Annotated in this window: 19 protein-coding genes; 9 read left to right on the forward strand and 10 right to left on the reverse strand. The window is 49.2% G+C overall.

Annotated elements, in window-relative coordinates:
* Window positions 1-46 precede the first annotated feature (46 nt).
* The 3 genes from BN3911_RS11050 to BN3911_RS11060 form a co-directional block, all read right to left on the reverse strand.
* Entirely contained in the window at window positions 47-1,015 is a 969-nt protein-coding gene (locus tag BN3911_RS11050; protein ID WP_066865488.1) for a Gfo/Idh/MocA family protein, read from the reverse strand.
* 243 nt (window positions 1,016-1,258) lie between these two features.
* Window positions 1,259-2,362 (reverse strand): phosphotransferase enzyme family protein, encoded by a 1,104-nt coding sequence (locus BN3911_RS11055; RefSeq protein ID WP_066865491.1) that lies wholly within the window; start codon window positions 2,360-2,362, stop codon window positions 1,259-1,261.
* 39 nt (window positions 2,363-2,401) lie between these two features.
* Entirely contained in the window at window positions 2,402-3,700 is a 1,299-nt protein-coding gene (locus tag BN3911_RS11060) for an ATP-binding protein (RefSeq protein ID WP_066865494.1), read from the reverse strand.
* Between the two features lie 248 nt (window positions 3,701-3,948).
* Between BN3911_RS11060 and BN3911_RS11065 the strand changes: the two genes are divergently transcribed.
* Genes BN3911_RS11065 through BN3911_RS11075 form a run of 3 tightly spaced genes read left to right on the forward strand, consistent with a single transcriptional unit; the run spans window position 3,949 to window position 5,990 of the window.
* On the forward strand, window positions 3,949-4,293 hold the full coding sequence (locus BN3911_RS11065; protein WP_066865496.1) for a PadR family transcriptional regulator: 345 nt from the start codon (window positions 3,949-3,951) through the stop codon (window positions 4,291-4,293).
* A gap of 25 nt (window positions 4,294-4,318) precedes the next feature.
* Window positions 4,319-4,975, forward strand: coding sequence for a permease prefix domain 1-containing protein (locus tag BN3911_RS11070; protein ID WP_066865499.1), 657 nt, complete (start codon window positions 4,319-4,321; stop codon window positions 4,973-4,975).
* Window positions 4,976-4,997: 22 nt separating this feature from the next.
* A complete protein-coding gene (locus tag BN3911_RS11075; protein WP_066865502.1) occupies window positions 4,998-5,990 on the forward strand; it encodes a DUF4097 family beta strand repeat-containing protein in 993 nt (330 codons plus the stop codon).
* A gap of 69 nt (window positions 5,991-6,059) precedes the next feature.
* On the opposite strand, the gene BN3911_RS11080 is transcribed toward BN3911_RS11075, so the two are convergent.
* Window positions 6,060-6,983, reverse strand: a complete 924-nt coding sequence (locus tag BN3911_RS11080) for a S1 RNA-binding domain-containing protein (RefSeq protein ID WP_066865505.1) — start codon at window positions 6,981-6,983, stop codon at window positions 6,060-6,062.
* 188 nt (window positions 6,984-7,171) lie between these two features.
* Here BN3911_RS11080 and BN3911_RS11085 point away from each other — a divergent pair, with 188 nt between their 5' ends.
* A complete protein-coding gene (locus tag BN3911_RS11085; protein ID WP_066865506.1) occupies window positions 7,172-8,017 on the forward strand; it encodes a peptidylprolyl isomerase in 846 nt (281 codons plus the stop codon).
* Between the two features lie 81 nt (window positions 8,018-8,098).
* On the opposite strand, the gene BN3911_RS11090 is transcribed toward BN3911_RS11085, so the two are convergent.
* From BN3911_RS11090 to BN3911_RS11105, 4 genes are all read right to left on the reverse strand, one after another.
* The gene (locus BN3911_RS11090; RefSeq protein WP_066865509.1) at window positions 8,099-8,734 is read right to left on the reverse strand and encodes a redox-sensing transcriptional repressor Rex; all 636 of its coding nucleotides are present in this window, start codon (window positions 8,732-8,734) and stop codon (window positions 8,099-8,101) included.
* A gap of 33 nt (window positions 8,735-8,767) precedes the next feature.
* On the reverse strand, window positions 8,768-9,985 hold the full coding sequence (locus BN3911_RS11095; RefSeq protein ID WP_066865512.1) for an NADP-dependent isocitrate dehydrogenase: 1,218 nt from the start codon (window positions 9,983-9,985) through the stop codon (window positions 8,768-8,770).
* 55 nt (window positions 9,986-10,040) lie between these two features.
* Window positions 10,041-11,975 (reverse strand): aconitate hydratase, encoded by a 1,935-nt coding sequence (locus BN3911_RS11100; RefSeq protein WP_066865515.1) that lies wholly within the window; start codon window positions 11,973-11,975, stop codon window positions 10,041-10,043.
* Window positions 11,976-12,145: 170 nt separating this feature from the next.
* The gene (locus tag BN3911_RS11105) at window positions 12,146-13,084 is read right to left on the reverse strand and encodes an AEC family transporter (RefSeq protein ID WP_066865518.1); all 939 of its coding nucleotides are present in this window, start codon (window positions 13,082-13,084) and stop codon (window positions 12,146-12,148) included.
* A 235-nt stretch (window positions 13,085-13,319) separates the two neighbouring features.
* Between BN3911_RS11105 and BN3911_RS11110 the strand changes: the two genes are divergently transcribed.
* From BN3911_RS11110 to BN3911_RS11130, 5 genes are all read left to right on the forward strand, one after another.
* Window positions 13,320-14,084, forward strand: coding sequence for a ClpP family protease (locus tag BN3911_RS11110; RefSeq protein WP_066865521.1), 765 nt, complete (start codon window positions 13,320-13,322; stop codon window positions 14,082-14,084).
* A gap of 281 nt (window positions 14,085-14,365) precedes the next feature.
* The gene (locus BN3911_RS11115; protein WP_066865525.1) at window positions 14,366-16,912 is read left to right on the forward strand and encodes an FtsK/SpoIIIE family DNA translocase; all 2,547 of its coding nucleotides are present in this window, start codon (window positions 14,366-14,368) and stop codon (window positions 16,910-16,912) included.
* Window positions 16,913-16,920: 8 nt separating this feature from the next.
* The gene (locus BN3911_RS11120) at window positions 16,921-17,865 is read left to right on the forward strand and encodes a ComEC/Rec2 family competence protein (protein ID WP_066865528.1); all 945 of its coding nucleotides are present in this window, start codon (window positions 16,921-16,923) and stop codon (window positions 17,863-17,865) included.
* A gap of 38 nt (window positions 17,866-17,903) precedes the next feature.
* Complete coding sequence (locus BN3911_RS11125; protein ID WP_066865531.1) at window positions 17,904-18,125, forward strand: DUF3006 domain-containing protein; 222 nt, start codon at window positions 17,904-17,906, stop codon at window positions 18,123-18,125.
* Between the two features lie 83 nt (window positions 18,126-18,208).
* Window positions 18,209-19,153, forward strand: a complete 945-nt coding sequence (locus tag BN3911_RS11130; RefSeq protein WP_187127732.1) for a sugar-transfer associated ATP-grasp domain-containing protein — start codon at window positions 18,209-18,211, stop codon at window positions 19,151-19,153.
* A 60-nt stretch (window positions 19,154-19,213) separates the two neighbouring features.
* On the opposite strand, the gene BN3911_RS11135 is transcribed toward BN3911_RS11130, so the two are convergent.
* Both BN3911_RS11135 and BN3911_RS11140 read right to left on the reverse strand, forming a co-directional pair.
* Window positions 19,214-20,413 (reverse strand): FtsW/RodA/SpoVE family cell cycle protein, encoded by a 1,200-nt coding sequence (locus BN3911_RS11135; RefSeq protein WP_066865534.1) that lies wholly within the window; start codon window positions 20,411-20,413, stop codon window positions 19,214-19,216.
* Between the two features lie 458 nt (window positions 20,414-20,871).
* A complete protein-coding gene (locus BN3911_RS11140) occupies window positions 20,872-22,293 on the reverse strand; it encodes a uracil-xanthine permease family protein (RefSeq protein ID WP_066865537.1) in 1,422 nt (473 codons plus the stop codon).
* Window positions 22,294-22,302: the final 9 nt, after the last annotated feature.

Here is a 22,302-nt window from a genome sequence, read left to right on the forward strand (position 1 = left end):
AAGGTCTTTCCCTGAAGATGGGGGAAAGACCTTTTTCAATTAGCCATTAGAAACAATATCTTTTGCCGGTCTTAAAGGACTCATAGGCGCCCACCATAAATTTGGTGAGGGCAACAGCATCATCAATACCGTTGGGAGCTTCTCCGCCGTTTACCACAGCGTCAATCCAGGAGTCGACGGGGAGGGGAAGCGCGTTGGGAAGATCGGTCTTTTCCACCAGCTTATTATCGGTCTCCTCACAGCAGTATTCCAGGATGTCATTGTGTACCATCAGAGAACCCTGAGTACCGCTCATCTCCAGAACGTAGGGCATTCCAGTGGTGACAAAGCCGGTTTCCGATACGCCGATGGCTCCATTTGCGAATTCAATTACCGATACCGCATTGTCTTCTACGCCGCGGTTTGTCACTTGGGTGAACATGGAAACCACGGATTTCGGTTCCCCCATAAACCAATTCAAAGTATACATGGGATGGGCGCCCAAGTCGATCATGGCGCCGCCGCCGGTCTGGGACGCGTCGTAAAAATGAGGAGGAAGCCAATCGCCCGTGCTGCCGTTGTGCGCGTCCCGGACTCGGGCGTAGGTTATCTCACCGAGCTTGCCGCTTTCTACAAGCTGTTTGGCCCCCAGCAGGGTGGGCCATGTTTTATGGGGGTAAGAAATAGTGAATTTAACACCGCTGGCTCTTACTGCATCAGCGATCTCTTTCGCTTCCTCGTTGGTAAAAGCCAGAACCTTCTCTGTGAAAATATGTTTTCCTGCCTTGGCCGCCGCAATCAGTACGTCGTGATGCTCACAGGTAGCGGTAGTGATTTGAACGCCGGCGATGGAAGGATCAGACCAGATGGTCTCGAGTTCAGCAGAAAAAGGAATCCCAAACTCTTTTGCAAAGGCTTCTCCACGTTCCCGGTCGCTGTCCCAGACACAGGCGAGCTCGGTATGGGGGTTGTTTTTTATTGCCTCGGCATATTCTTTTGTGTGTACATGCCAGGCACCGACGACTGCTACTTTCATGGAATCATACCTCTCTTGACAGAGCTGCTGAAACAGCCCTCATATTTGACGGAAAAGCTTATTAAAACGGAATACCGGTATTCCGCTGTAGACAGACATTCTGTCCATCCGGTGAAGAAACATAGAGAACGCTGTGACATCCGCGATGGTGGCTGGGAGCGCAGCGGCTCTCTTCTTCCGGCCCCAAAGAATTCATAAGCATTTCCGGTTCCAAGCTTACACCATAGCAAACAAAAAAGCAAGTCAGCAATATTTTTTTGCAAGCTGCGAAATAACACTGCGCATTTCAGGCATGTGCTCTTCCAGATCGGCGGTGAGTTTCAATTGGTTTCTGGCCCGATCCAGATTGTGTTCGGGATATTTTGTTTGGAAATAGACGTCTCCATTCAGATAATCCGTCAAAAAGCGAATTCCGGTTTCATAAGTCATCGTCCATGCACCGTCCGGCAGGGTTTCCAACTCTTTTTCCGTTAAAGAGTTGCCGACAGCAGAGAAAAAACCTCTGGCATAGGCTTCAAATCTTGAGAACTCAAACCGTATTTTACTGAGATCGGTCTCATCTTCAGCGGCGGCAGTGGCTCCTGCACGGATGGAATCTCCAAAATCGAAGGCAGCCAAACCTGGCATCACAGTGTCCAAATCAATGACGCATACGGCATGTCCGGAGTTGTTGTCCAGCAGCACATTGCTCAGTTTGGTGTCGTTATGCGTCACACGCAAAGGAAGCGTACCGCGCTCCAATAACCCCATCAGCAGGCCGCAGCGCTCTTTTCTCTGTTGTGCAAACTGAAGTTCGAAAAAGGCACGACTCAGCCTCTCCGCAGAAGCCCTTTCAACAGCGGCTGTCAGCTGCTGGAATCGTTTTGGAGTATTATGGAAGCCGGGAAGAATCTCATGCAGGGTTTCCGCCGGATAATCGCTGAGCATCCTCTGAAAATTGCCGAAAGCCCTGCCTGCTTCGAACAGCAGTTCCGGACGGTCGGCAGTTTCATGGGCGGAAGCTCCTTCTACGAAATTGACACAGCGCCAATATTCGCCTTCTTCGTCGAGCAGATAGTATTTCCCATCGCTGGCCTGCATAACGGAAAGAGTTTCTCTTTCCGGATCGCCGCCCTGCAGAATAATCTTTTTCTTCAGGAATTCGGTGATCCCCAGAATGTTTTCCATGATGTCGGGGGGAGAGGGAAATACGAAACGGTTGATCCGCTGAAGAATATATTGCTTTTTTCCGGAACGGACCAGGTAGGTGCAGTTGATATGGCCGCTGGTCAAAGGCCTGAATTCCGAGGCCTCATCCAATCCATATGCGGATAATACTTTTGAACTTATAGTGCACGACCGTTTCATTGGCGAGAGATTCCTTTCTCAAACGATGCCGTATCAGGCTTAATAACGCACCAGAACTTTGACAATTTTTCCTTCGGGAGAATCAGAAATGCTGATTTTTCCACTGTATCGATTTACAATTTCTGCAGTGTTTTCAAGACCGGTCTGATCCTGATCCTCAGTTCGGTCTTCGAGAAACCAGGAAATCACTTGAGCGACATTTTTGCCGCGCAGCGTAAATTTTTCATTGGGTTCCGGGTACGCGGAATAGACTGCTTCAAAACAAAGCCCTTCCGGAGCGGTAAACAATGTAAAATGAATCTTCCTTTCCCCTTCAAAATGAGAAGCGGTAAGCCACGCTTTTGTCAGAAGTTCGTTAGCGATAATACAAATTTCCCCGGTCTTCAATGGAGTTTCTCCAATAAACGCGCTGCTTTCAAACATAATGCCACTTTGAGAACAAAGGGCGGCTTTTGTGGCAATTACCGCATTGATATAGGGATTCTCGTTATAGTCCCTAAGCATGGGAGATTGGGCTATGGATGCCTTTATCGAATCGACATATCCGGGAACACGGTCGGAGACTCCGTCCAAAACCATAACTTTAACCGTATCCAATGCATATTCGCCGTTTTTCCGCGCATTTTTAACCTCTTTGATTCCTGCAAGCATATCCGCAAAATCTCCGGATTCCATCTCGAGAATCCGCCTGCGGGCAGCCTCTTCTGCAGATGTTTCCCGAAATTTCGCGGCGTGAAATAGGGAACGGAAGGCAAATAAGATCGCGCTGTAGAACAATACAGCGCAAAGCAGGCGGGCTGCAAAGATATTCGTGCGGAACAAAAAATCAAAGCTTCCAAGGCAAAGAAAATAGCCGAAAATTGAGATCAGAAAGATACCGGTGATAAAACCGGATACGCCCCGGTCGCTGAAATGATGATAAGGACGGTAGAGACAGAGACAGAGCAGCGCAGTGAAGAGAAGATAGAGTAAGACAGAGAAGATCCCGGCAAAAGCGCCTGTTGTTGAAAAAGGCATGATTCCCAGCAGCAGCTCGCAGAAAAAGGAAAGAAACGCAAAATTACACATGGCAAGAAGAGCCAAATACAGCTTCTGCATGAAATTGTTGGTACTGAGAAAGAGGGAAGAGAGAAAAAGCAGCAGCACGTTTAGCAGGCAGGAGAGCTGATTTGCCAGCTGTATATCCTTTATGGCATGAGAAAGCAACCCGCCGCAGGCAAGAGATAGGAAATATACGGCGGCGGTGACAGACACGGTGGTCCAAAACCGATAACGATCCTCCAGAAGGGCTAAGAAAAGCCCGGCGTTGCAGAGAAATGCAATGGTAAAATAGATCAAGTTCGGCAACTCCTTTTTCCCTGTATGGCGGCCATACAGTCCCATTTATTAAATAAGCCACAGTATAGAAACGCGATTTTACTGTAAAGCTTATATACAATTATAGCATAGAACCATTCAGAAGGACAATTTATTTTTCGAATTTGCTCGAAAACTGTAGGAGGAAATATATTTTATTACAAAATATACATTGACAGACGAGGTATATAAGAGTAATATATCATTGAAATTACAAAAGGAGGGATTCAATGTCCATTGCATCAGATATGATACGAGGCCATACGGATACCATCATTTTGGCGCAGTTAATGCGGGGAGACAGCTATGGGTACAAAATTAATCGTGCGATTGAGATGAAGACCGGAGGTCAATATGAGCTGAAAGAGGCTACGCTTTACACAGCGTTCCGCAGACTGGAGCAGATGGGATGTATTACCTCCTATTGGGGTGACGAAAATACTGGAGCCCGCAGGAGGTACTATTCCATCACGGAACTTGGTGTGGAGAATTATTATCGCATGCTGGCGGATTGGGAACAGTCCAGGCAGATTATTGAAGAGTTGATCCGGCCCGACGGAACAGTCGGAAATTAAAGAAGCGGGAGGATATCATTTCATCATGGAGTACAGAATCAGAGCTTACGTCGATGAACTGTTTGAAAGCGCACCGAGAACTCAGCGTGCATATGAGCTGAAGATCGAGCTCACACAGAACCTTATCGATAAATATTACGCCCTGGTCAGCGAGGGCAAAAGCGAACAGGACGCTTATAATCTGACCGTTATGAGCATTGGCGACGTTCGGGAGCTGTTTGAAGGACTGGAAGATACTTCAAGCCCTGGACAAACCGCCTACGTACCGCAGGATCACACTATAAAGCGTCATGCGGCCACTACCGCCATTGCCATTATGATGTACATTTTGAGTGTGGTGCCGCTGATCATTCTGGGATCGATCGGGGTATTTGAAATCTTGGGGGTAGTCATCATGTTTCTCATGGTGGCGGGGGCGACCGGCCTGCTGATCTACAGCAGCATGTCGAAACCCAAAAAAGGGGCGGAAAATACCGTGGTTTCCGATTTTAAAAACTGGCAGACGCAAAACACGCAAAGGCGGCAGATGCTCAAGGGAATTCGCTCTGCCTACTGGCCGCTAGTGCTTGCCATCTATTTTCTGATCGGTTTTACAACAGGGAAATGGGTAGTATGCCTGGTTATATTTTTGATTGCGGCTGCAGGAGAAGCCATACTACAGTCGTTGTTTTCCATGAAATGAAATTAGCCTAGGGGGGTTGTTTATGAAAAAATCGGCTGTCTTGACTATTGTCACCTGTTCCATTGCCATAGTTATTCTGACGGGTGTCCTGGTAGTTGGGCTTAAGAGCGACGGTTTCGGGATAGGAAAACTTCTGGATACCGGATCGCTATCGCCCGAGGCGGGAGGGGAGAAGTATTCCTACACTTGGGAGTCTGAGGAGATCGAAGGATTGGATATTTCCTGGATCAATGGTCCGATCGAGCTGAAGGTGGGAACTGGAAATGAAATTTTGATCACAGAGGTTTCCAAGCATGTGCTGGAAGAGAAGGAAAGGCTGCAAATTTCCTCTTCCAACGGTGTGCTGAAAATAAAATGGAACAGCGATTTTATCTCTTTTGGTTTTTTGCAGAATATGGAGAAGTCTTTAACCATAACTGTGCCGAAGGAAACAGCCGAGAAGCTGGAAAATCTGAACTGCAGTAATACCTCCGGGGATATAAAGGCCATTGGCTTTGCGGCAAAGAATGGGGATGTTTCTTCCACTTCCGGGTCCTTGACGGTCTCTGATGTGAAAGGAGAAGAGTTGTCCTTCAGCACTGTTTCCGGTTCAATGGATCTTCTAAATATCTATGCGGAGAAAACCTTGGATATCAGTACGACTTCCGGAGCCGTGAAAGTTGATCATTTTCAGGCTCCGGAAACAGAGGTTTCTTCTGTTTCTGGAAAGATATGGATGTCCGGGGATACCAATGAACTGGATGCCTCCTCTGTTTCAGCGTCTATTGAGGCGGAATTCCTGAAATGTCCTGAAGATGCTTCCATGGAGTCGGTTTCCGGTAAGCTGACTATGGAACTTCCTGAGAATGACGGGTTTCAGGCTAAATTTTCCAGCATTTCCGGAAAATTTTCTTCAGAGTTTCCGGTTACAGGAGACAGCGGAAAGTCCGGTATTGCCATTTACGGGTCCGGAAAGGCGGAACTCTCGTTTTCTACCACGTCAGGGAAAATGGAGATATTGAAGCGGGCAGAATAAAAACCAGGGCTCCGGATTTTTCCGGAGCCCTGGTTTTTTTTTATAAATTTGTCCGCGTGATAACGGAGATCAGGAAAAATTCGTCACCATATACTTTTCACTTTGAGGCGGAGAATAGATGAATTCGTCCAGATGATCTCCATGAAAGAAGTATTCCGGCGGTGAGGGCTTGCAGGCCGCGCCGTCAAAGGTTTCGATGATGATAAGCTTTATCTTCATACGGGAAGGCAGAATACTTTTGATGAAGACACTGGCCTGTTGGCCTGGAAAGATGTTTTCCTTTACCTCGGCAAGCCCTGCGAGGTTCGGAGTGAGTTCTACAAAAACACCATAGTTTTCTATGCTTCGAATAATACCTCCTACGGTTTCTCCAGGCCGGAAACGGGCTGCGTTTTCTTCCCAGGTCCCCAATAATTCTTTATGAGAGAGGGTAATTCTGTTGCTGTCTCTGGATTTGACGACAGCACGGATATCCATTCCCACCAGGAAACGTTCCCGTGGATGTTCGATGCGTGAGACGGAGATGGAATCAATAGGAAGCAGTGAAACGATGCCGCAGCCGATATCGGCAAAAACTCCAAACGGTTCAATATGCGTGATCCTGGCATCAATCACGTCTCCGGGGGTTAACTGCCTTATGTACTCTTCCCGGCATTTCTCCTGTGCAGCGCGACGCGACAGAAGAGCGGTAATCCTTCCGTATTCATCCCGTATGAAGTCCTGTACCTGAAAACAGACCGGCCGGTTTACCCGGGAAATAATGGCGATATCCCGTACCGTACCGTCTTTTATCCCAATAGCGCCTTCTTCCCGCGGGATAATCCCTTTCATAAATTTGAAATCTACAATGAGATTGTGCTTGCTGTCGCACATGACGGCGCGTGCCTCCAGAATTGTTCCATCCCGCATCGCTTCTGAAAGGGAAGCCGGGGATTGCATGGCGGCTCTATTCTCAAAAGTATCGATCAAATGACCTTCCGGATAAAATTTCATTTTTCCATCCTCCTTTTTATACAGGAAAATATATGAGGGATGGAAAAATAAAATGCCGCTCTGCAAAATGTAGTCTTGAATAATTGATTGGTTTGCGATAGAATAATAAACAATTTGTTTCTAAGAAAAAAAGGATGGACTGAACCCTGTCCTGTATTGTCTGGCATGAAAGAAAGGATGATTCATAAATGAAGAAATTGGTTCTTTGGCTGTTGGCCGCTGTTTTGCTGATTTTGCCGTTCGGCGGCTGCAGCTCCAATAAGGATACTGCGGCGGCTGAAGTAATAGGCACTGCAGACACGATTTTGCCTAAAACAGAACTCAAACAGCAGACCAACAGGGAAACAATTGGATACCAGCTGAATCCGCCGGTGAAGGGGGAAGAGATAGCGGTTATTACCATGGCTTCTGGAGAGAGTATAAAGCTGCGGTTTTTCCCAGATGAAGCGCCTAAGGCGGTTTATAATTTCAAACTGCACGCATTGAAAGGCTACTATGACGGCCTGACGTTTCACCGGGTTATTCAGGGCTTTATGATTCAGGGCGGCGATCCTGCAGGCAACGGCACAGGAGGGGAAAGCGTCTGGGGTGAGCCCTTTGAAGACGAATTCAATGCAAATTTATTGAATCTGGACGGAGCCGTCTCTATGGCCAATAGCGGCGCCAATACCAACGGCAGCCAATTTTTTATCAATAATACGGAGGGGAATGCAGCTGTTCAGTGGGACCAGTATCAGCAGATTTTCGAAATGTACAAGCAGAACCCAGAGGCTTTTACCGCCGCCTACGGTGGAAAATGTGTTGATATGGATAAGGTGACGGATGATATGAAGAAAGCCTATGAAGAGCATGGGGGAAACCTCCATCTTGATGGGTATTATTCCACAGATGGAACTGGCCATACCGTGTTTGCTCAAGTGTTTGAAGGGATGGATGTGGTCTCCGGCATCTCGGCTGTAAAGACGGACGCCAACGCTAAACCGCTTGAGGATGTGGTTATAGAAAAAATTGAGATTGTGCCATATGAGGGTTGATGAAACATTTAGCAGGAAGAAAGGCATCGGGCGGCCGTGAGACTTACACGGCCGCCCGATGCTTTTCTGGGTTTGAGCTGTTCATTCTTCCAATGAGAGTCTGTAACACAGGGTCATCATGCTGTCATTCATATGTACGTTTTCTACGATGGCATCTGGATGTTTGAGGGTGATGTCATAGTGACTGAAATTCCAGAAAGCCTTGATCCCCAACGCATACAATTCATCAGAAATGGTTTCTACCGCTTCCCGAGGTACACAGAGTATGGCCATAACAGGGTGGTGGGATTCAAAGAATGAGGCAATACTCTCATAGGACAAGACCTCGTGGCCGCTGATTTTTCCGCCGATCACCCGTTTGGAATTGTCAAACACCCCAATAAGCTCGAAACCGAGCTGAACAAAGGGCATATGGCCAACAATGGCTTTGCCTAGATTTCCGGCGCCGATGAGCACGCATTTATGAAGCTGCTGAATGCCGAGAATCCGTTCAATTTCAGCACAGAGCTGCGGAACATTATACCCGTAACCCTGCTGGCCAAATCCACCGAAACAGTTGAAGTCCTGCCGGATCTGAGAGGCGGTAAAGCCCATTTTTTCAGAGAGTTCTTTGGAAGAAACCCTGGTTTCTCCCCGGCGGCATAACTCGCTGAGAAAACGGTAATATCTGGGTAAGCGGCGGATAACGGACATGGAGACATTATCTTTTTTCTGCATATGAGGTTACTTCCCTTGAAGTGATATGAGAGTTTAAAGAAGCTTTTGCAGGCGATCATTCACCGCCAACAAAAATTCTTCTGAACCTACCTTCTTTATGTTGGAGAGGGAAGACATGGAGGCCAGGTCTCCAGTCATCACGCCTTCCTCGATGGTATCGATGGAGGCCTTTTCCAGCTTGTCGGCAAAAGCAGCCAGCGCATCGTTTCCATCCAGCTCGCCCCGCTTCCGAAGCGCTCCTGTCCAGGCAAACAGCGTAGCCATCGAGTTGGTGGAAGTTTTCTCACCCTTGAGATGCTTGTAGTAGTGGCGCTGTACGGTACCGTGTGCCGCTTCATATTCATAGGTTCCGTCAGGGGAAACAAGCACAGAAGTCATCATCGCCAGACTGCCAAAAGCTGTAGCCACCATATCGCTCATTACGTCACCGTCATAATTCTTGCAGGCCCAGATGTATCCGCCCTCACTGCGCACAACTCTGGCCACAGCGTCGTCGATCAGGGTATAGAAATACTCTATGCCGGCCTGTTGGAATTTTTCCTGGTATTCTCCGTCATAGATCTCCTGAAAAATATCCTTGAAACGGTGGTCATATTTTTTCGAAATGGTGTCTTTCGTGGCAAACCAAAGATCCTGCTTGGTATCCAAAGCAAAATTGAAGCAGGCACGGGCAAAGCTTTCAATACTGCTGTCCAGGTTATGCATACCTTGAATGATTCCGGAAGTCTTAAAATCGTGGATCAAATGCTTTTCTTCGCTGCCGTCTGCCTTTGTGATCAAAAGCTCTGCTTTCGCACCGGCGGGAACTGCTGCCTCCGTATTCTTATAGACGTCTCCATAGGCGTGACGGGCGATTGTAATCGGTTTTTTCCAGGAAGGAATGAAAGGCGTAATTCCTTTGACAATGATCGGCGTACGAAATACCGTGCCGTCCAAAATAGCACGAATCGTGGCATTCGGTGATTTCCACATCTCCTTGAGATGGTACTCTTCTACCCGGGCAGCGTTTGGCGTAATGGTTGCGCACTTTACAGCAACGCCATACTTTTTCGTCGCCATTGCGGATTCCACAGTCACCCGGTCATCGGTACGGTCACGGTTCTCAAGGCCCAGATCATAGTATTCGGTTTTCAGATCCACATAGGGGAGGATCAAGATATCCTTGATCATTTTCCAGAGGATCCTGGTCATTTCGTCGCCGTCCATTTCTACAAGGGGCGTCTGCATGGGAATCTTTTGATATTCAGCCATAATTATCTCTCCAGTCTCTGAATGGTGTCGGTTTCAGGCGGATGCGGGCGCTGTCTTATTCTGCAGTGTCTTTGGTGTAATTCAAGAGACCGCCTGCCAGAACCATTTTGCGCTGACGGTCTGTCAGTACCGCTGTGAGTGAAATTTCCGTTCCCTTCGTAAGGTTACAGAGCGTGACATCGGTACCGGCCTGCAGCTCTTCCCGGATATGGGGCAGACTCAGCTCGTCCATCTGATCAATACGGTCATAATCGTCCTCAACCTTGAACTCCAGAGGAATCAGGCCGGCATTTGCCAGGTTTGCGCAGTGAATTCTCGCATAGGATTTTGCAATGACAGCTTTGATCCCCAAGTAGAGAGGAACCAGGGCTGCATGCTCCCGGGAAGAACCCTGCCCATAGTTTTGGCCGCCGATAACGATGCCGCCGCCCTCCCGCTTACAGCGCTCGGGAAACTCTTTGTCGCAGACACCGAAACAGAAATTGGACAGATAGGGAATGTTGGAACGGTACGGAAGAATCTTGGCGCCGGCAGGCATGATGTGGTCTGTGGTGATGTTGTCGCCGACCTTGAGAACCGCTTTCTTTTCAATGCTGTCCAGCAGGGCTTCCGATACGGGGAAGGGTTTGATATTGGGACCGCGCTTGATTTCCACGGTCTCCATCAATGCTTCCGGTGCAGGAGGGACAATCATGTTGTCGTTGATAAGAAATTTTTCCGGCAGCTCTATACTTACTGGTTCTCCGAGGCTCTGGGGATTGGTAAAATATCCGTTAATCGCGGATGCGGCGGCGGTTTCGGGACTGACCAGATATACCTGTCCGTCAGCGGTGCCGCTGCGGCCCTCAAAGTTCCGGTTGAAAGTCCGCAGGGATACGCCGCCCGAGTTTGGAGACTGTCCCATACCGATACAAGGGCCGCAGGCACATTCCAGCACTCTTGCGCCTGCAGCGATAATGTCAGCCAGGGCGCCGTTGAGTGCGAGCATATTATAGACCTGCTTGGAGCCGCAGCCGATGGTTAGGCTCACTTCGGGGTGTACGGTCTTCCCTTTTAAAACAGCGGCCACACGCATCATGTCCAGGTAGGAGGAATTGGTGCAGGAGCCAATGCAGCACTGGTCTATTTTGATGGGACCAATCTCGTCTACAGTTTTCACAGCATCCGGGCTGTGCGGGCATGCAGCCATGGGAACCAGGGAGGAGAGATCCAGGTCGATGATTTCATCATAAATGGCATCCTCGTCAGAGGAGAGCTCCATCCAGCAATCGCCGCGGCCCTGGGCACCCAGAAAGGCCTTTGTGATTTCATCTGAGGGGAAGATGGAGGTAGTAGCCCCCAGCTCCGTGCCCATATTGGTGATGGTGGCACGCTCCGGCACGCTTAGAGTTTTGATCCCCTCTCCGCCGTATTCGATGATCTTTCCCACGCCCCCCTTGACGCTCATCTTCTGCAGAACAGCGAGAATCACATCCTTGGCGGAGACCCAGGCGGAGAGCTTGCCGGTCAAGTTGATTTTTGTCATCTTGGGCATATTGATGTGGTATTCGCCGCCGCCCATGGCAACCGCTACATCCAGCCCGCCTGCGCCGAAAGCCAGCATGCCGATTCCGCCGCCGGTAGGGGTATGGCTGTCCGAGCCAATCAAGGTCTTTCCCGGGACTCCAAAACGCTCCAGATGGAGCTGGTGGCAAATTCCGTTTCCGGGGCGAGAAAAATAGATACCGTGTTTTTTGGCGATAGACTGTATGAACTGATGGTCGTCGGCATTTTCAAAGCCTGACTGCAGCGTGTTATGGTCAATATAAGCTACGCTGCATTCTGTTTTGACCCGCGGCACCCCCATTGCCTCAAATTCCAGATAGGCCATGGTTCCGGTGGCGTCCTGCGTCAGAGTTTGATCAATGCGGAGACCGATATCGCTGCCTGGGATCATCTCACCGCTGACCAGGTGCTGGCGGATAATTTTTTGTGCGATTGTACTGCCCATAGAAATCTCTCCTTTATCTATAATTTTGGCGCCGGCCCTTTCGGGAACAATACGCCGGAAGAGGGAACAAAGCGATCCCTTTTGGAAAAGCAGATAAAATTGATGAATACTCAAATTATCTTAGAAATTGCAGATTCTGTCAATGCCGAAGCAGGAATTAAACCGCTTTCTCATAAAAAGGAAAATTCCTTTAGTAAGAAGATCAGAAGGAACATGGTGGCGATGGATAAAATTGAACTGAATACGACAAGCAGGCCTGCAAGTTTATCATCGCCTCCCATCTGTTGAGCCATGGTAAAAGAGGAAACTGCAATCGGCGACCCAAAGACGGTGAGCAGCACCGAAAGCGGGGCGCCGCGGAATCCCAGCAGCAAAGCGATACCGATAAAGAGAGCAGGGAACAGAAGAAGCTTTGCACCCAAAGTAATGCATAATTCCTTGGCGTAACGTCCGATTTCCCCAAAACTGAAGGATGCTCCCAAAATCACAAAGGCCAGCGGAGTGGCAATTTCAGACAGGTCTGATACGGTCTTGTAAAGAATATCAGGCAGTTCAATGTGGAAGGTAACAAACAGAATACCGATTACTGAGGCGATAATTAACGGATTCGTTACAATCCCTTTGAGCATTTTCAAAAAACTGGGCTGCTTTCCATGAAACATTTCCAGAGAAAGCACCGCCAATACATTGTACAGGGGGATGATTACAGAGATCAGAATTGCTGCGAGCCCCGCAGCCGTATCCCCAAACAATGCGGTGGTAATCGGAATCCCAAAAAGCACAAAATTACTGCGGAACATCCCTTGCAGCATTGCGCCGCGCCTGGAGTTGTCTTTTTGTGAGGTAATTACAATGCATAGTGAAATGGTAAATTGAAGCACGACGCCGCAAAGCGCAAAAAAAAGCAGCTTGGAATTGAAGCTCTCTGCCAGATCGGTTTTATAAATATTTAGAAATACCAGCAGAGGCAGAAAAATCTTAAAAATAGTTTTGTTCACCTGTCGAACCGAGGTTTCATTCATCAGGCCGGTCACCTTAATCAGGTATCCCACAGCCATCAGCAAAAACAACGGCGCAACAATTTTCAAAGCAATCCAAAGGCTTTCCATGAGTCCCCTCCCCAGATGGAATGAAAAAATTATACCACCATTTGAGGGTAGAGGCAAACGAAACCGACAATTTTTTGTCAAGTGAAGGCATTTTCCTTGCCCATTTAAAAAACAGATGATATAATTACAAAATGGTGATATTGCGCCTTTTTTGAGTTGTGTCCGGCTGTCACGATTTTCTTTGTATGAAACGCGCCGAGTTCGGCAAAATATTCATACAAAGGAGGTTGCAGATATGAAGAAAGAGAATAAAAAAGAGTACAAAAATGATACCGGGGAAGAAAACCGGGAAGAAGAAACCGAAATCACATCCGGTCAACAAAAGCAGATTATCGACAGCGGCTCCGTAACAACTAAGAATAATGGGCATACCATTCATTGTCTGACGATTATAGGCCAGATTGAAGGGCATTATATCCTGCCTTCTCAGAATAAAACGACAAAATATGAGCATGTGATTCCTCAAATTGTCGCAGTGGAGGAGGATCCTCAGATTGACGGTTTGCTGGTGCTGCTCAATACGGTGGGCGGGGATGTCGAAGCAGGCTTGGCATTGGCAGAGTTGGTAGCTGGAATGAAAAAGCCCACGGTTTCTCTGGTTTTGGGGGGCGGCCATTCCATCGGAGTTCCATTGGCGGTGGCGGCGAAACGGTCTTTTATCGCAGAATCAGCTTCCATGACGATTCATCCGGTTCGCATGAACGGCCTGGTGCTGGGCATCCCGCAGACTTTGGAATATTTCCAGCGCATGCAGGACCGAATCACTAATTTTGTCACAGCCAATTCCAATATTACAAAGGAACGTTTCACAAGCCTTGCTATGAACACGCAAGAGCTGGTAATGGATGTGGGCACGGTGCTCGACGGTCCGGATGCGGTAGAGGAGGGACTGATCGACTCCTTGGGTTCCCTGTCCGACGCGATGGATTGCCTGACAAAAATGATCGACAGAGACAAAAAGAAAACGAAAGCGGCACAGAACAGGAAGAAGGAAAAATAAGCTTCCGGCGGTTGCCGCCGTTACATAAATGCATGATGGTAATTAAATAATGAGAGACAGCGGCAGGCCGGGAAAGAGCAAATCGCTTTTCAGGTGTGTTTCAGGTTGATAGGTCAAAATGACCCTGCCGCTTTTTTTGAAATGGAGGGAGATTTGTGGCGGCGAAAAAGGCAAGTTCGGCCACCCCAAAAAAGACAGGTACCAAAAAGAGAACGGCAGCGCCGGCAGCCCGGAAAAAGGCGCAGCCCAGGGGTAGGAGCACGTCTCAGAAAGGGAATCAAATGACCGCCGAGGCCATCCGTCAGAGGAACCAAATCCGGGCGGTTGTATTGTTTGCCTGTGCGATTCTTCTGGCGTGCCTGGTGTTGATTCAAGGGGATAATCTCTGGAGCTGGGCGCACGGCGCTATTCTGGGGATTTTCGGAAGCTGGGCGCTGTTGTGGCCGGTTCTTATGATCTATGTAGCTGTAGTTACCGCGTTGGATAAGCCCAGAGGCTCTATCGGCGGCAAGGTATGGCTCACGGTTCTCGTGATTGTGTTGTTCTGTACAACAGGCTTCATCTTCAGTGCGAAACCCGTTCCGGAAGGTCTGAACTTCGGACAGTACATATCCTACCTCTATCTGCAGAATCCAGGAACCAGCGGTGGGGTGGTGGGCGGCCTTCTGGGGCAGCCTCTGCTTCAGGCGGCGGGCGATGTGGGTGCAAAAATCATCATATTACTTATGCTTTTTGTGGCGCTGATGGTTTTGACGGGAACCACTCTCGTTGGGCTGTTTCGCACCATCAAAAAACCGGTGGACGTGGTCTCAGAAGGCATTCAAAACGCAAAGCAGCGCAGGGAAGAGGAACGCCTCATCCTGGAGCGGGACCGCACCAATATAGACGTCACTCTGGACGCGCTTCCTGCGCATCCGGTACGAGCTGAGCCCAGCCAGCTGTTCCCGCTCCCGCCTGTAGAAAAGAAGAAGAAAAAAGAGGATAACAATGAGAAGCTCAATCGGCTCAAGGAGGTGTTCGGCATCGATCCCAGCGCTCCCGAAGAGCCGGCTCCTCAGGAGAAGCCGGAAGAAAAAATAGCGGAAGATACCCAGGCACTGGAGGAGGCTGTCAAAGAGATCGAGGAAATCAAAATTCCTGTGCCGCCTGTTGAGGCAGTCCGCTCCGCTATAACGCCTTCGGCTGCCGGGCAAAGTGGTACGCCTGTCCCGGAAGAAGTGAAAACGCTTACGGAAGAGTTCCTGAAGAAAAGAGAGGAGAGCGTGAAGCGGGAAGAGGCGTCTCCGGAACAGAAAGCACTTTACACAGCATCGGAGCAGATGAAGAATACTTACTGCTTCCCCCCGATCTCCATGCTGGCGGCCAGTAAACAGGCAAATCCTGCGCTGGAAACGGAAGAACTGCAGACGAACGGCCGTATCTTGGTGGAGACGCTTAAAAGCTTTGGCGTGCAGACGAAAATTCTGGATATCTGCCGGGGACCCTCCGTAACAAGGTATGAGATTCAGCCTGCGGCGGGCGTCAAAATCAGTAAAATTACAAACCTTGCTGATGACTTGGCATTAAACCTGGCAGCCGCAGGCGTGCGAATCGAGGCGCCAATTCCGGGGAAAGCGGCGGTCGGCATCGAGGTTCCCAATAAAAGCCGGCATACGGTAAGAATGCGGGATCTTATTGAATCCAACCAGTTTCAGACTTCCAAAAGCAAGCTCACCGTTGTTCTCGGACGTGATATTGCGGGTGAAGTGGTTGCCGCGGATCTATCCAAAATGCCCCATTTGCTGATTGCGGGTACCACCGGTTCCGGTAAATCTGTCTGTATCAATTCTCTGATTGTCAGCATGCTCTATAAAGCTACGCCAGACGAGGTGCGTTTCTTAATGATCGACCCCAAGGCGGTAGAACTTACTGAGTACAATGGGCTTCCGCATATGCTTGTGCCGGTAGTCACTGATCCTCATAAGGCCTCCGGCGCGCTGGGATGGGCTGTTTCCGAAATGATGAAGCGGTATAAAATATTTGCGGAATGTAATGTCCGCAATCTAAAAGGGTATAACGCCCAGGCAGAGGCAATGGGCTTTCAGGATGAAAATGGCCAGCCTATGCCTGCGATGCCGCAGATTGTGATCATCATTGATGAGCTGGCGGATTTGATGATGGCCGCCCCCAAGGAGGTGGAGGATTCCATCTGCCGTTTGGCACAGCTGGCCCGCGCTGCTGGGATGCATCTCGTGGTAGCAACGCAGCGTCCTTCCGTGGATGTGGTGACAGGTTTGATTAAGGCCAACATTCCCAGCCGAATTGCGTTGACCGTTTCCAATTCCGTCGATTCCCGTACCATTCTGGACGCGGGCGGGGCTGAGAAGCTTCTGGGAAATGGAGACATGCTCTTTGCACCGGTGGGTACGCAAAAGCCCGTTCGCGTTCAGGGCTGTTATGTCAGCGATGCGGAGATCAGCTCTGTAGTGGAGTTTGCTAAGAAATCCAAGGCGATCACTTATGATGAAAAAGTGATCGAAGAGATTGAACGCAATGCGGCGAATGAAACCGGCAAGAGCAGCGATTCCGCAGAGGATGGGGACGGTACCGGTGACCCGATGATGGACGAGGCGATCAAATGTGTCGTGGAGGCAGGACAGGCGTCCACGTCTCTTCTGCAGCGGCGGCTTCGCCTGGGATACGCCAGAGCGGGGCGGCTCATTGATGAGATGGAACAGATGGGAATTGTGGGCCCACATGAGGGTTCCAAGCCCCGCCAGGTGTTGATGACATATGCCCAGTGGCTGGAGAAAAATATGCAGAAGTCTGACGGGTCCTCAGAGGGGTGAGTTCTGAAATGGAAGACAGACCGAAACGCCGGGAGAGAGGGGATTTGAGAAACCGGATTTTGGCAGCGGGCAGTGCAATCCTTTTGCTGCTGTTGCTTCTCTTTTCGTTTACCGGCCCCGGCGCCGCTTTTTGGGGCCGGTTGATGAGTCTTGCCGGTCACAATGGGATTTCAGATGTTGCTTTGGATGCCCCGCTGAACATTCATGTGTTGGACGTGGGAAAGGCGGATGCGATCCTTATTGAGTGCGAAGGGCAGTCTCTTCTGTTGGACGGCGGTACGGTTGACAAAGGAGACAAGGTCAGCGATTATTTGACCCGGCGGGGCATAGGAAAGCTGGACTGTATTGTCTCTTCTCATCCGGATAAAGACCATATCGGAGGGTTACCTCAGGTGTTGCAGGAGCACGGAGCCCGGCTTTTCTGCCATCCAGCACTTGCGGAGGAGATCCTGCCGCATACAGATGAATTTTTAGCTTTGGAGGCTGTGCTCAAAGAAACCGGTACGGAACAATCTGTTCAAACGCCTGGTTCAGTTTATTCGCTGGGAGGAGCAAAACTGACGTTTCTCGCGCCTCTTCGGGAGTATGATAACACCAATGATTCTTCTCTGGTGTTCAAGCTGAGTTATGGGGATTTCACAGCGCTGTTCTGCGGAGACATGGAGGAAGAGGCGGAAGAGGACTTGGTGGCTTCCGGAATCGACCTGAATGCGGATTTGCTTAAGGTTTCCCACCATGGCAGTAATACTTCTTCCACCAAGAAGTTTTTGAAGGCCGTGTCGCCTCGATATGCAGTGATCTCGGTGGGGCCGGACAAAAACAATCTTCCCCAAAAGAAGGTTCTGCGCCGATTGGAAAATTTTGATGCTGAAATTTATCGGACAGATATCGATGGAACCGTAATTTTTTCATACGACGGTGAAGCGATCACCGTGTATACGGAGAGGGAGTAACAGGTCCCTGCCAGATAGAATAAGGAGAGGAATCATTTATGCAGCAGCTTGTAATTGACCGTTTTGAAGGAAAGTTTGCCATTTGTGAAAATGCCGACCAGAGGTATTTTGCCATTGAAACTCAGGAATTGCCAGAAGGGGCCAAGGAAGGTTCCGTCCTGGAGATTTCAGGTGAGGGGGAACTTTCCCTCAATCAGGAGGAAACGGAGCGACGCCGGCAGGCTGCTGCTCTCAAGCAGAAAAAAGCCTTTGACAGATAAAAGGATGTGATAGGTTGTCAGGAAAAATCAGGTACGTATTCAGCTGTGCTGTCCATTTAGATTTAAAGGAGCTTTTCCATACCGTGGCTATTATCCATGGTGAGACGGGGAAGAGCAGGTCTTGGATTTTTTTCGATATTGTAACATGCGGTTTTCGATATGGATCGGGGTTCAATGACTACCTGCTCTGCGAATTTTACAATCTATCAAATGAGCAGCGGGCCACCTATGTGACAAGGAGCATAAATAACGCCTTGGTTTCTCTGCTTAACGATAAGCAGTATTATCATGTGTTTGACAACAAGAATGAGTTTTATACCACTTTTTCCGATTACCTGGGCAGAGGATGGCTTAATTTTGCCAGTGCTTCCTATGAGGACTTTTCTGAGTTCATGAACGACAGGGTTGAAATCATGGTCAAGCCGGATGCAGAAAGCGGCGGAAAAGGGGTCAAGAAACTTCGTAAAAGCGATTATCCGGATCTCCGTCAAATGTACCTTACACTCCGGGCAGAAAATACCGGTGTAGTGGAAGATGTCATTCTTCAGCATTCCGATATGGCGGCACTCCATCCAGAATCATTGAACACGCTGCGGGTTGTCACAGTGCTCAATGGGGAGGGTCCGCACATTGTCTATGCCTACATCCGTATTGGAAACGGCGGCCGTTCTGTAGACAACCTGCATGCCGGCGGTATGTGTGCACCTATTGAATTGGAAACAGGAAAGATCAAATATCCAGCCTATGATAAAAGCCGGAACACATATTACGAGCATCCCCGTACAGGCGTCCGGATTCCGGGATTTGAAATCCCTTTCTGGGAGGAAACGGCAGAGCTCTGTTTAAGAGCGGCAAAGCTTGTACCTCAGATGCGCTATGTGGGGTGGGATGTGGGAGTTACCGAAAATGGACCGGTTTTTGTAGAGGGGAATAATCTGCCGGGATACGATTTTCTGCAAATGCCGCCTCATGTACCGAACAGAGTGGGAATGCTCCCGAGGTTTCGGGAATTTGTAGAAGGTATTTAGACGTAAAATGGTAAGGCTGCCGCAGTGGTTTGACTGCTGCAGCCTTTGGTATTTTTGGCTTCAGATATCTTTCATCTGTTTATAGCCGAACCGGAGCGGCTGTTTTCGTTTGAGCCGCATGCCGTCGCTTTCTTTTCTCCGCATGTAGACGCTCTGTACAAGTCCGAAACCCAAATACAGACAGGCAGCGGACGAACCGCCAGCGCTGAAAAAGGGAAGCGTGACGCCCATAACTGGCAGAATTGCAAGGCACATTCCGACGTTTGACACAGACTGAAGAGCGATCATGCCAAAAAAACCATAACAGATATATTTGCCCAGATCGTCCCGGGAGGAATGGGCTACGTGCAGTACCTTAATCATGAGCAGGAGCAGCAGTACAATGATCAGCACACAACCTACAAAGCCAAGTTCTTCTCCAGCGACTGAAAAGATAAAGTCGCTCTGCTGAAAGGTGACGCTTTGGCTGGCTACACGGCTGCCATTGAAGAGCCCTTCCCCGGTCAGGCCGCCGCTTCCAATAGAAATGCGTCCCTGATACTGCTGATACCCCTCGTCCAACTGTACCGCTTCGTTTTCCAGGTTAGAGACAGCCGTAAACCTTTTTTTCTGGTATTCGCTGAGAACAAACTTCCAGAGGATGGGGGCGGCAATGAGAACAATTCCACCTAAAATGGCGAAATACCGCAGCTGAATCCCGGCGGACAGGCTCATAAAAATGAACATGGCAAAAAAGACGATTCCAGCACCGTCGTCTCCCTGCAGGTGGCAGAGCATCACAGGGACCAGTGCGTGCATGGCAAGGAGGACAACCTGAACGGGTTCGTTGATACGCCCCTTCTTTTTCAGAATGTCCAAGTGCTTTGCAAAGGTAAGCATAAAGGCTATTTTTACAAGTTCAGAGGATTGGAATGTGCGTCCTGCAATACTGATCCAGGCTCTAGCGTCTACACCGTCACTTCCGGTGACCGATTCGGCAAAAAGATAAGTGTAAATCATGAGAAATACAGAAAAACCCGCGATCAGATACCAGAAGTTGCAGATCTCTGTGTAATCGATTAAGGTAATAATAATGGCGCCTGCTACTCCGAGACCGATAGCAAACAGCTGGGTACGGAAATAATCTGTCTCTGTGGCAACTGAAACGCTTTTTAACAGCAGCAGACTATAAACAGAAATAGCGGCAAGGATCAGCCAGAGAAGAATATCAGCCCGGCGCAGATAATTCAGCAGTCCTTTAAAATATCGTTTTGTTTTCATAGTATATTTTAGTCTTCCCTTTTGCCTAACTGGCTACTCATTCCTAGAATTATGTCAAATAATTATAGCATAAACCAGGGATACCTTCAATATTTTTCTTTCCCTGGAAATAAGGATTCGAAAAATTGGACGTACGGCGTGAAAAAAGACGTTGTTTCAGCCGGTCCCCTTAAACCGGAAAGCGCAACTCTTCTTTTGAAAATCTAACCTGCCGTTACAGGGCCCGGCTGAAATCAGGTAGGGCAAGGGCAAAGGCGAACCGCTAAGCTTTCTGCCTGCCCCCATAAGCCTGAGAAGACGGAAGGGAAATCATATAGGGTGCTTTCCAATTTTATGAGATTTTCTAGAGTTTCTATGGATATTTCTATTCAGTGAAATACGAATCACTAAATCAAGCAAAGAGAGAGGCGGTGCTGCAGCGCGCCGCCTCTCTCTTTGCAAGTGAATATTTAGCTCGATTACCGGTCTGCGTCGCCGCGTTCCGGAAGAACTTCCTCTTCCTTCACTACATGGGGGACAAGGCCTTTTCCGTCTTTTTCAGTATTGGGGATAATCAAGTTCAAAATAATGCCTACGATGATGCCCAGGCCAATATTGGAAAAGCTGAAAGTGGAATTTCCGATCACTGCCCCTCCGATTGCCAGCACAAGCATTACGGCTGCGATGCAGAGATTCCGGTTTTTTGTAAAGTCGACATGATTTTCCACAAGTGTGCGCAGGCCTACCGAGGCGATCATACCATACAGTACGATGCAGGCTCCGCCGAGCACAGAGTTAGGCACAGACTGAATCACGCCGATTCCCTTCCCAAAAAAGCTGATTAGGATGGCAATGAGGGCTGCAACACGGAGGGAAGCGGGATTATAATTGCCCGTAGCCGCAAGAACGGCAGTGTTTTCCGAATAGGTAGTATTGGGGGGGCCGCCGACCAGTCCGGCAAATACAGTGGCCAGTCCATCGCCCAGCATCGTACGGTGCAGGCCCGGCTTTTCCGTGAATTTCTTGCCAACCACTGCGCCGTTGGCATAGACGTCACCCACATGCTCTACGCAAGTTACTATGGCGATGGGAGCAATCATCCCGATAGCCGTAATATTGAAGCTCGGCAGAACAAAATGCGGGGCTTGAATCCAGGAATAGCTGGCAATGACGCTGGTGTCCATCAGGGCAGCCGGGGCAATCCCGGTTTTAGTGACGAGCAGTGCCAGAACATACCCGGTGACAAGGGAGATGACGATGGAAGACATTTTTACCATCCCTTTTCCCACACTGGAGAGAAAAACAGCCAGCAGGCAGACAACGCCGGCAAGAACCCAGGCCCAAATATAGGTGGTCATATCATAGCCTTCCCCGAAAACAGCCAGCGCTCCGCCGTCCGGCCCATACTGAGTCTGAATATTGCTGATTGCGGTAGAGGCAAGGTTCAAGCCGATCAGCGTGATGCCCACGCCGCGTACAACTGGCGGGAACAGGTGGTCGATCAAGCCTTTTCCAAATATTTTAATAATTAGGGAGAGCACCAAGTAAAAGGCTCCCGCAACAATGATACCGCCCATGGCGGCGGAGATCTGCTCATCCTTAGTAGCGCCGAAGCTGGAATTGCCGATCACACCGCACAAGGCGGAGATAAAGGCAAAGGAGCTGCCCAAGAAAGTGGGCATCCTGCCGCCGGTGCAAAGGTGAAAAATCAGAGTCCCGATGCCTGCACAGAACAGAGCGACGCCCACATCAAGACCAGTGAGAAGCGGGACCAGAATGGTGGCGCAGCTCATGGCAAACGCGTGCTGGAATCCCAGCGCCAATGATTTTTTGGCGCCTAGCTTTTCATATTCCCCAGCATAGGGAAACAAAAAGCGGTTGATTTTGGAAAACACATTCATTAGTTCATC

The sequence above is a fragment of the Neglectibacter timonensis genome (assembly GCF_900048895.1).
Classification (GTDB): Bacteria; Bacillota; Clostridia; order Oscillospirales; family Acutalibacteraceae; genus Acutalibacter; species Acutalibacter timonensis.

Excerpts from the sequence above, each read along its gene's own strand:
- BN3911_RS11095 (WP_066865512.1), bottom strand. The coding sequence starts at position 9,985 with ATGGCTGAATATCAAAAGATTCCCATGCAGACGCCCCTTGTAGAAATG.
- BN3911_RS11120 (WP_066865528.1), top strand. The coding sequence starts at position 16,921 with ATGGAAGACAGACCGAAACGCCGGGAGAGAGGGGATTTGAGAAACCGG.
- BN3911_RS11100 (WP_066865515.1), bottom strand. The coding sequence starts at position 11,975 with ATGGGCAGTACAATCGCACAAAAAATTATCCGCCAGCACCTGGTCAGC.
- BN3911_RS11080 (WP_066865505.1), bottom strand. The coding sequence starts at position 6,983 with ATGAAATTTTATCCGGAAGGTCATTTGATCGATACTTTTGAGAATAGA.
- BN3911_RS11065 (WP_066865496.1), top strand. The coding sequence starts at position 3,949 with ATGTCCATTGCATCAGATATGATACGAGGCCATACGGATACCATCATT.
- BN3911_RS11140 (WP_066865537.1), bottom strand. The coding sequence starts at position 22,293 with ATGAATGTGTTTTCCAAAATCAACCGCTTTTTGTTTCCCTATGCTGGG.
- BN3911_RS11110 (WP_066865521.1), top strand. The coding sequence starts at position 13,320 with ATGAAGAAAGAGAATAAAAAAGAGTACAAAAATGATACCGGGGAAGAA.
- BN3911_RS11050 (WP_066865488.1), bottom strand. The coding sequence starts at position 1,015 with ATGAAAGTAGCAGTCGTCGGTGCCTGGCATGTACACACAAAAGAATAT.
- BN3911_RS11055 (WP_066865491.1), bottom strand. The coding sequence starts at position 2,362 with ATGAAACGGTCGTGCACTATAAGTTCAAAAGTATTATCCGCATATGGA.
- BN3911_RS11085 (WP_066865506.1), top strand. The coding sequence starts at position 7,172 with ATGAAGAAATTGGTTCTTTGGCTGTTGGCCGCTGTTTTGCTGATTTTG.
- BN3911_RS11135 (WP_066865534.1), bottom strand. The coding sequence starts at position 20,413 with ATGAAAACAAAACGATATTTTAAAGGACTGCTGAATTATCTGCGCCGG.
- BN3911_RS11070 (WP_066865499.1), top strand. The coding sequence starts at position 4,319 with ATGGAGTACAGAATCAGAGCTTACGTCGATGAACTGTTTGAAAGCGCA.
- BN3911_RS11090 (WP_066865509.1), bottom strand. The coding sequence starts at position 8,734 with ATGCAGAAAAAAGATAATGTCTCCATGTCCGTTATCCGCCGCTTACCC.
- BN3911_RS11075 (WP_066865502.1), top strand. The coding sequence starts at position 4,998 with ATGAAAAAATCGGCTGTCTTGACTATTGTCACCTGTTCCATTGCCATA.
- BN3911_RS11125 (WP_066865531.1), top strand. The coding sequence starts at position 17,904 with ATGCAGCAGCTTGTAATTGACCGTTTTGAAGGAAAGTTTGCCATTTGT.
- BN3911_RS11105 (WP_066865518.1), bottom strand. The coding sequence starts at position 13,084 with ATGGAAAGCCTTTGGATTGCTTTGAAAATTGTTGCGCCGTTGTTTTTG.
- BN3911_RS11115 (WP_066865525.1), top strand. The coding sequence starts at position 14,366 with ATGACCGCCGAGGCCATCCGTCAGAGGAACCAAATCCGGGCGGTTGTA.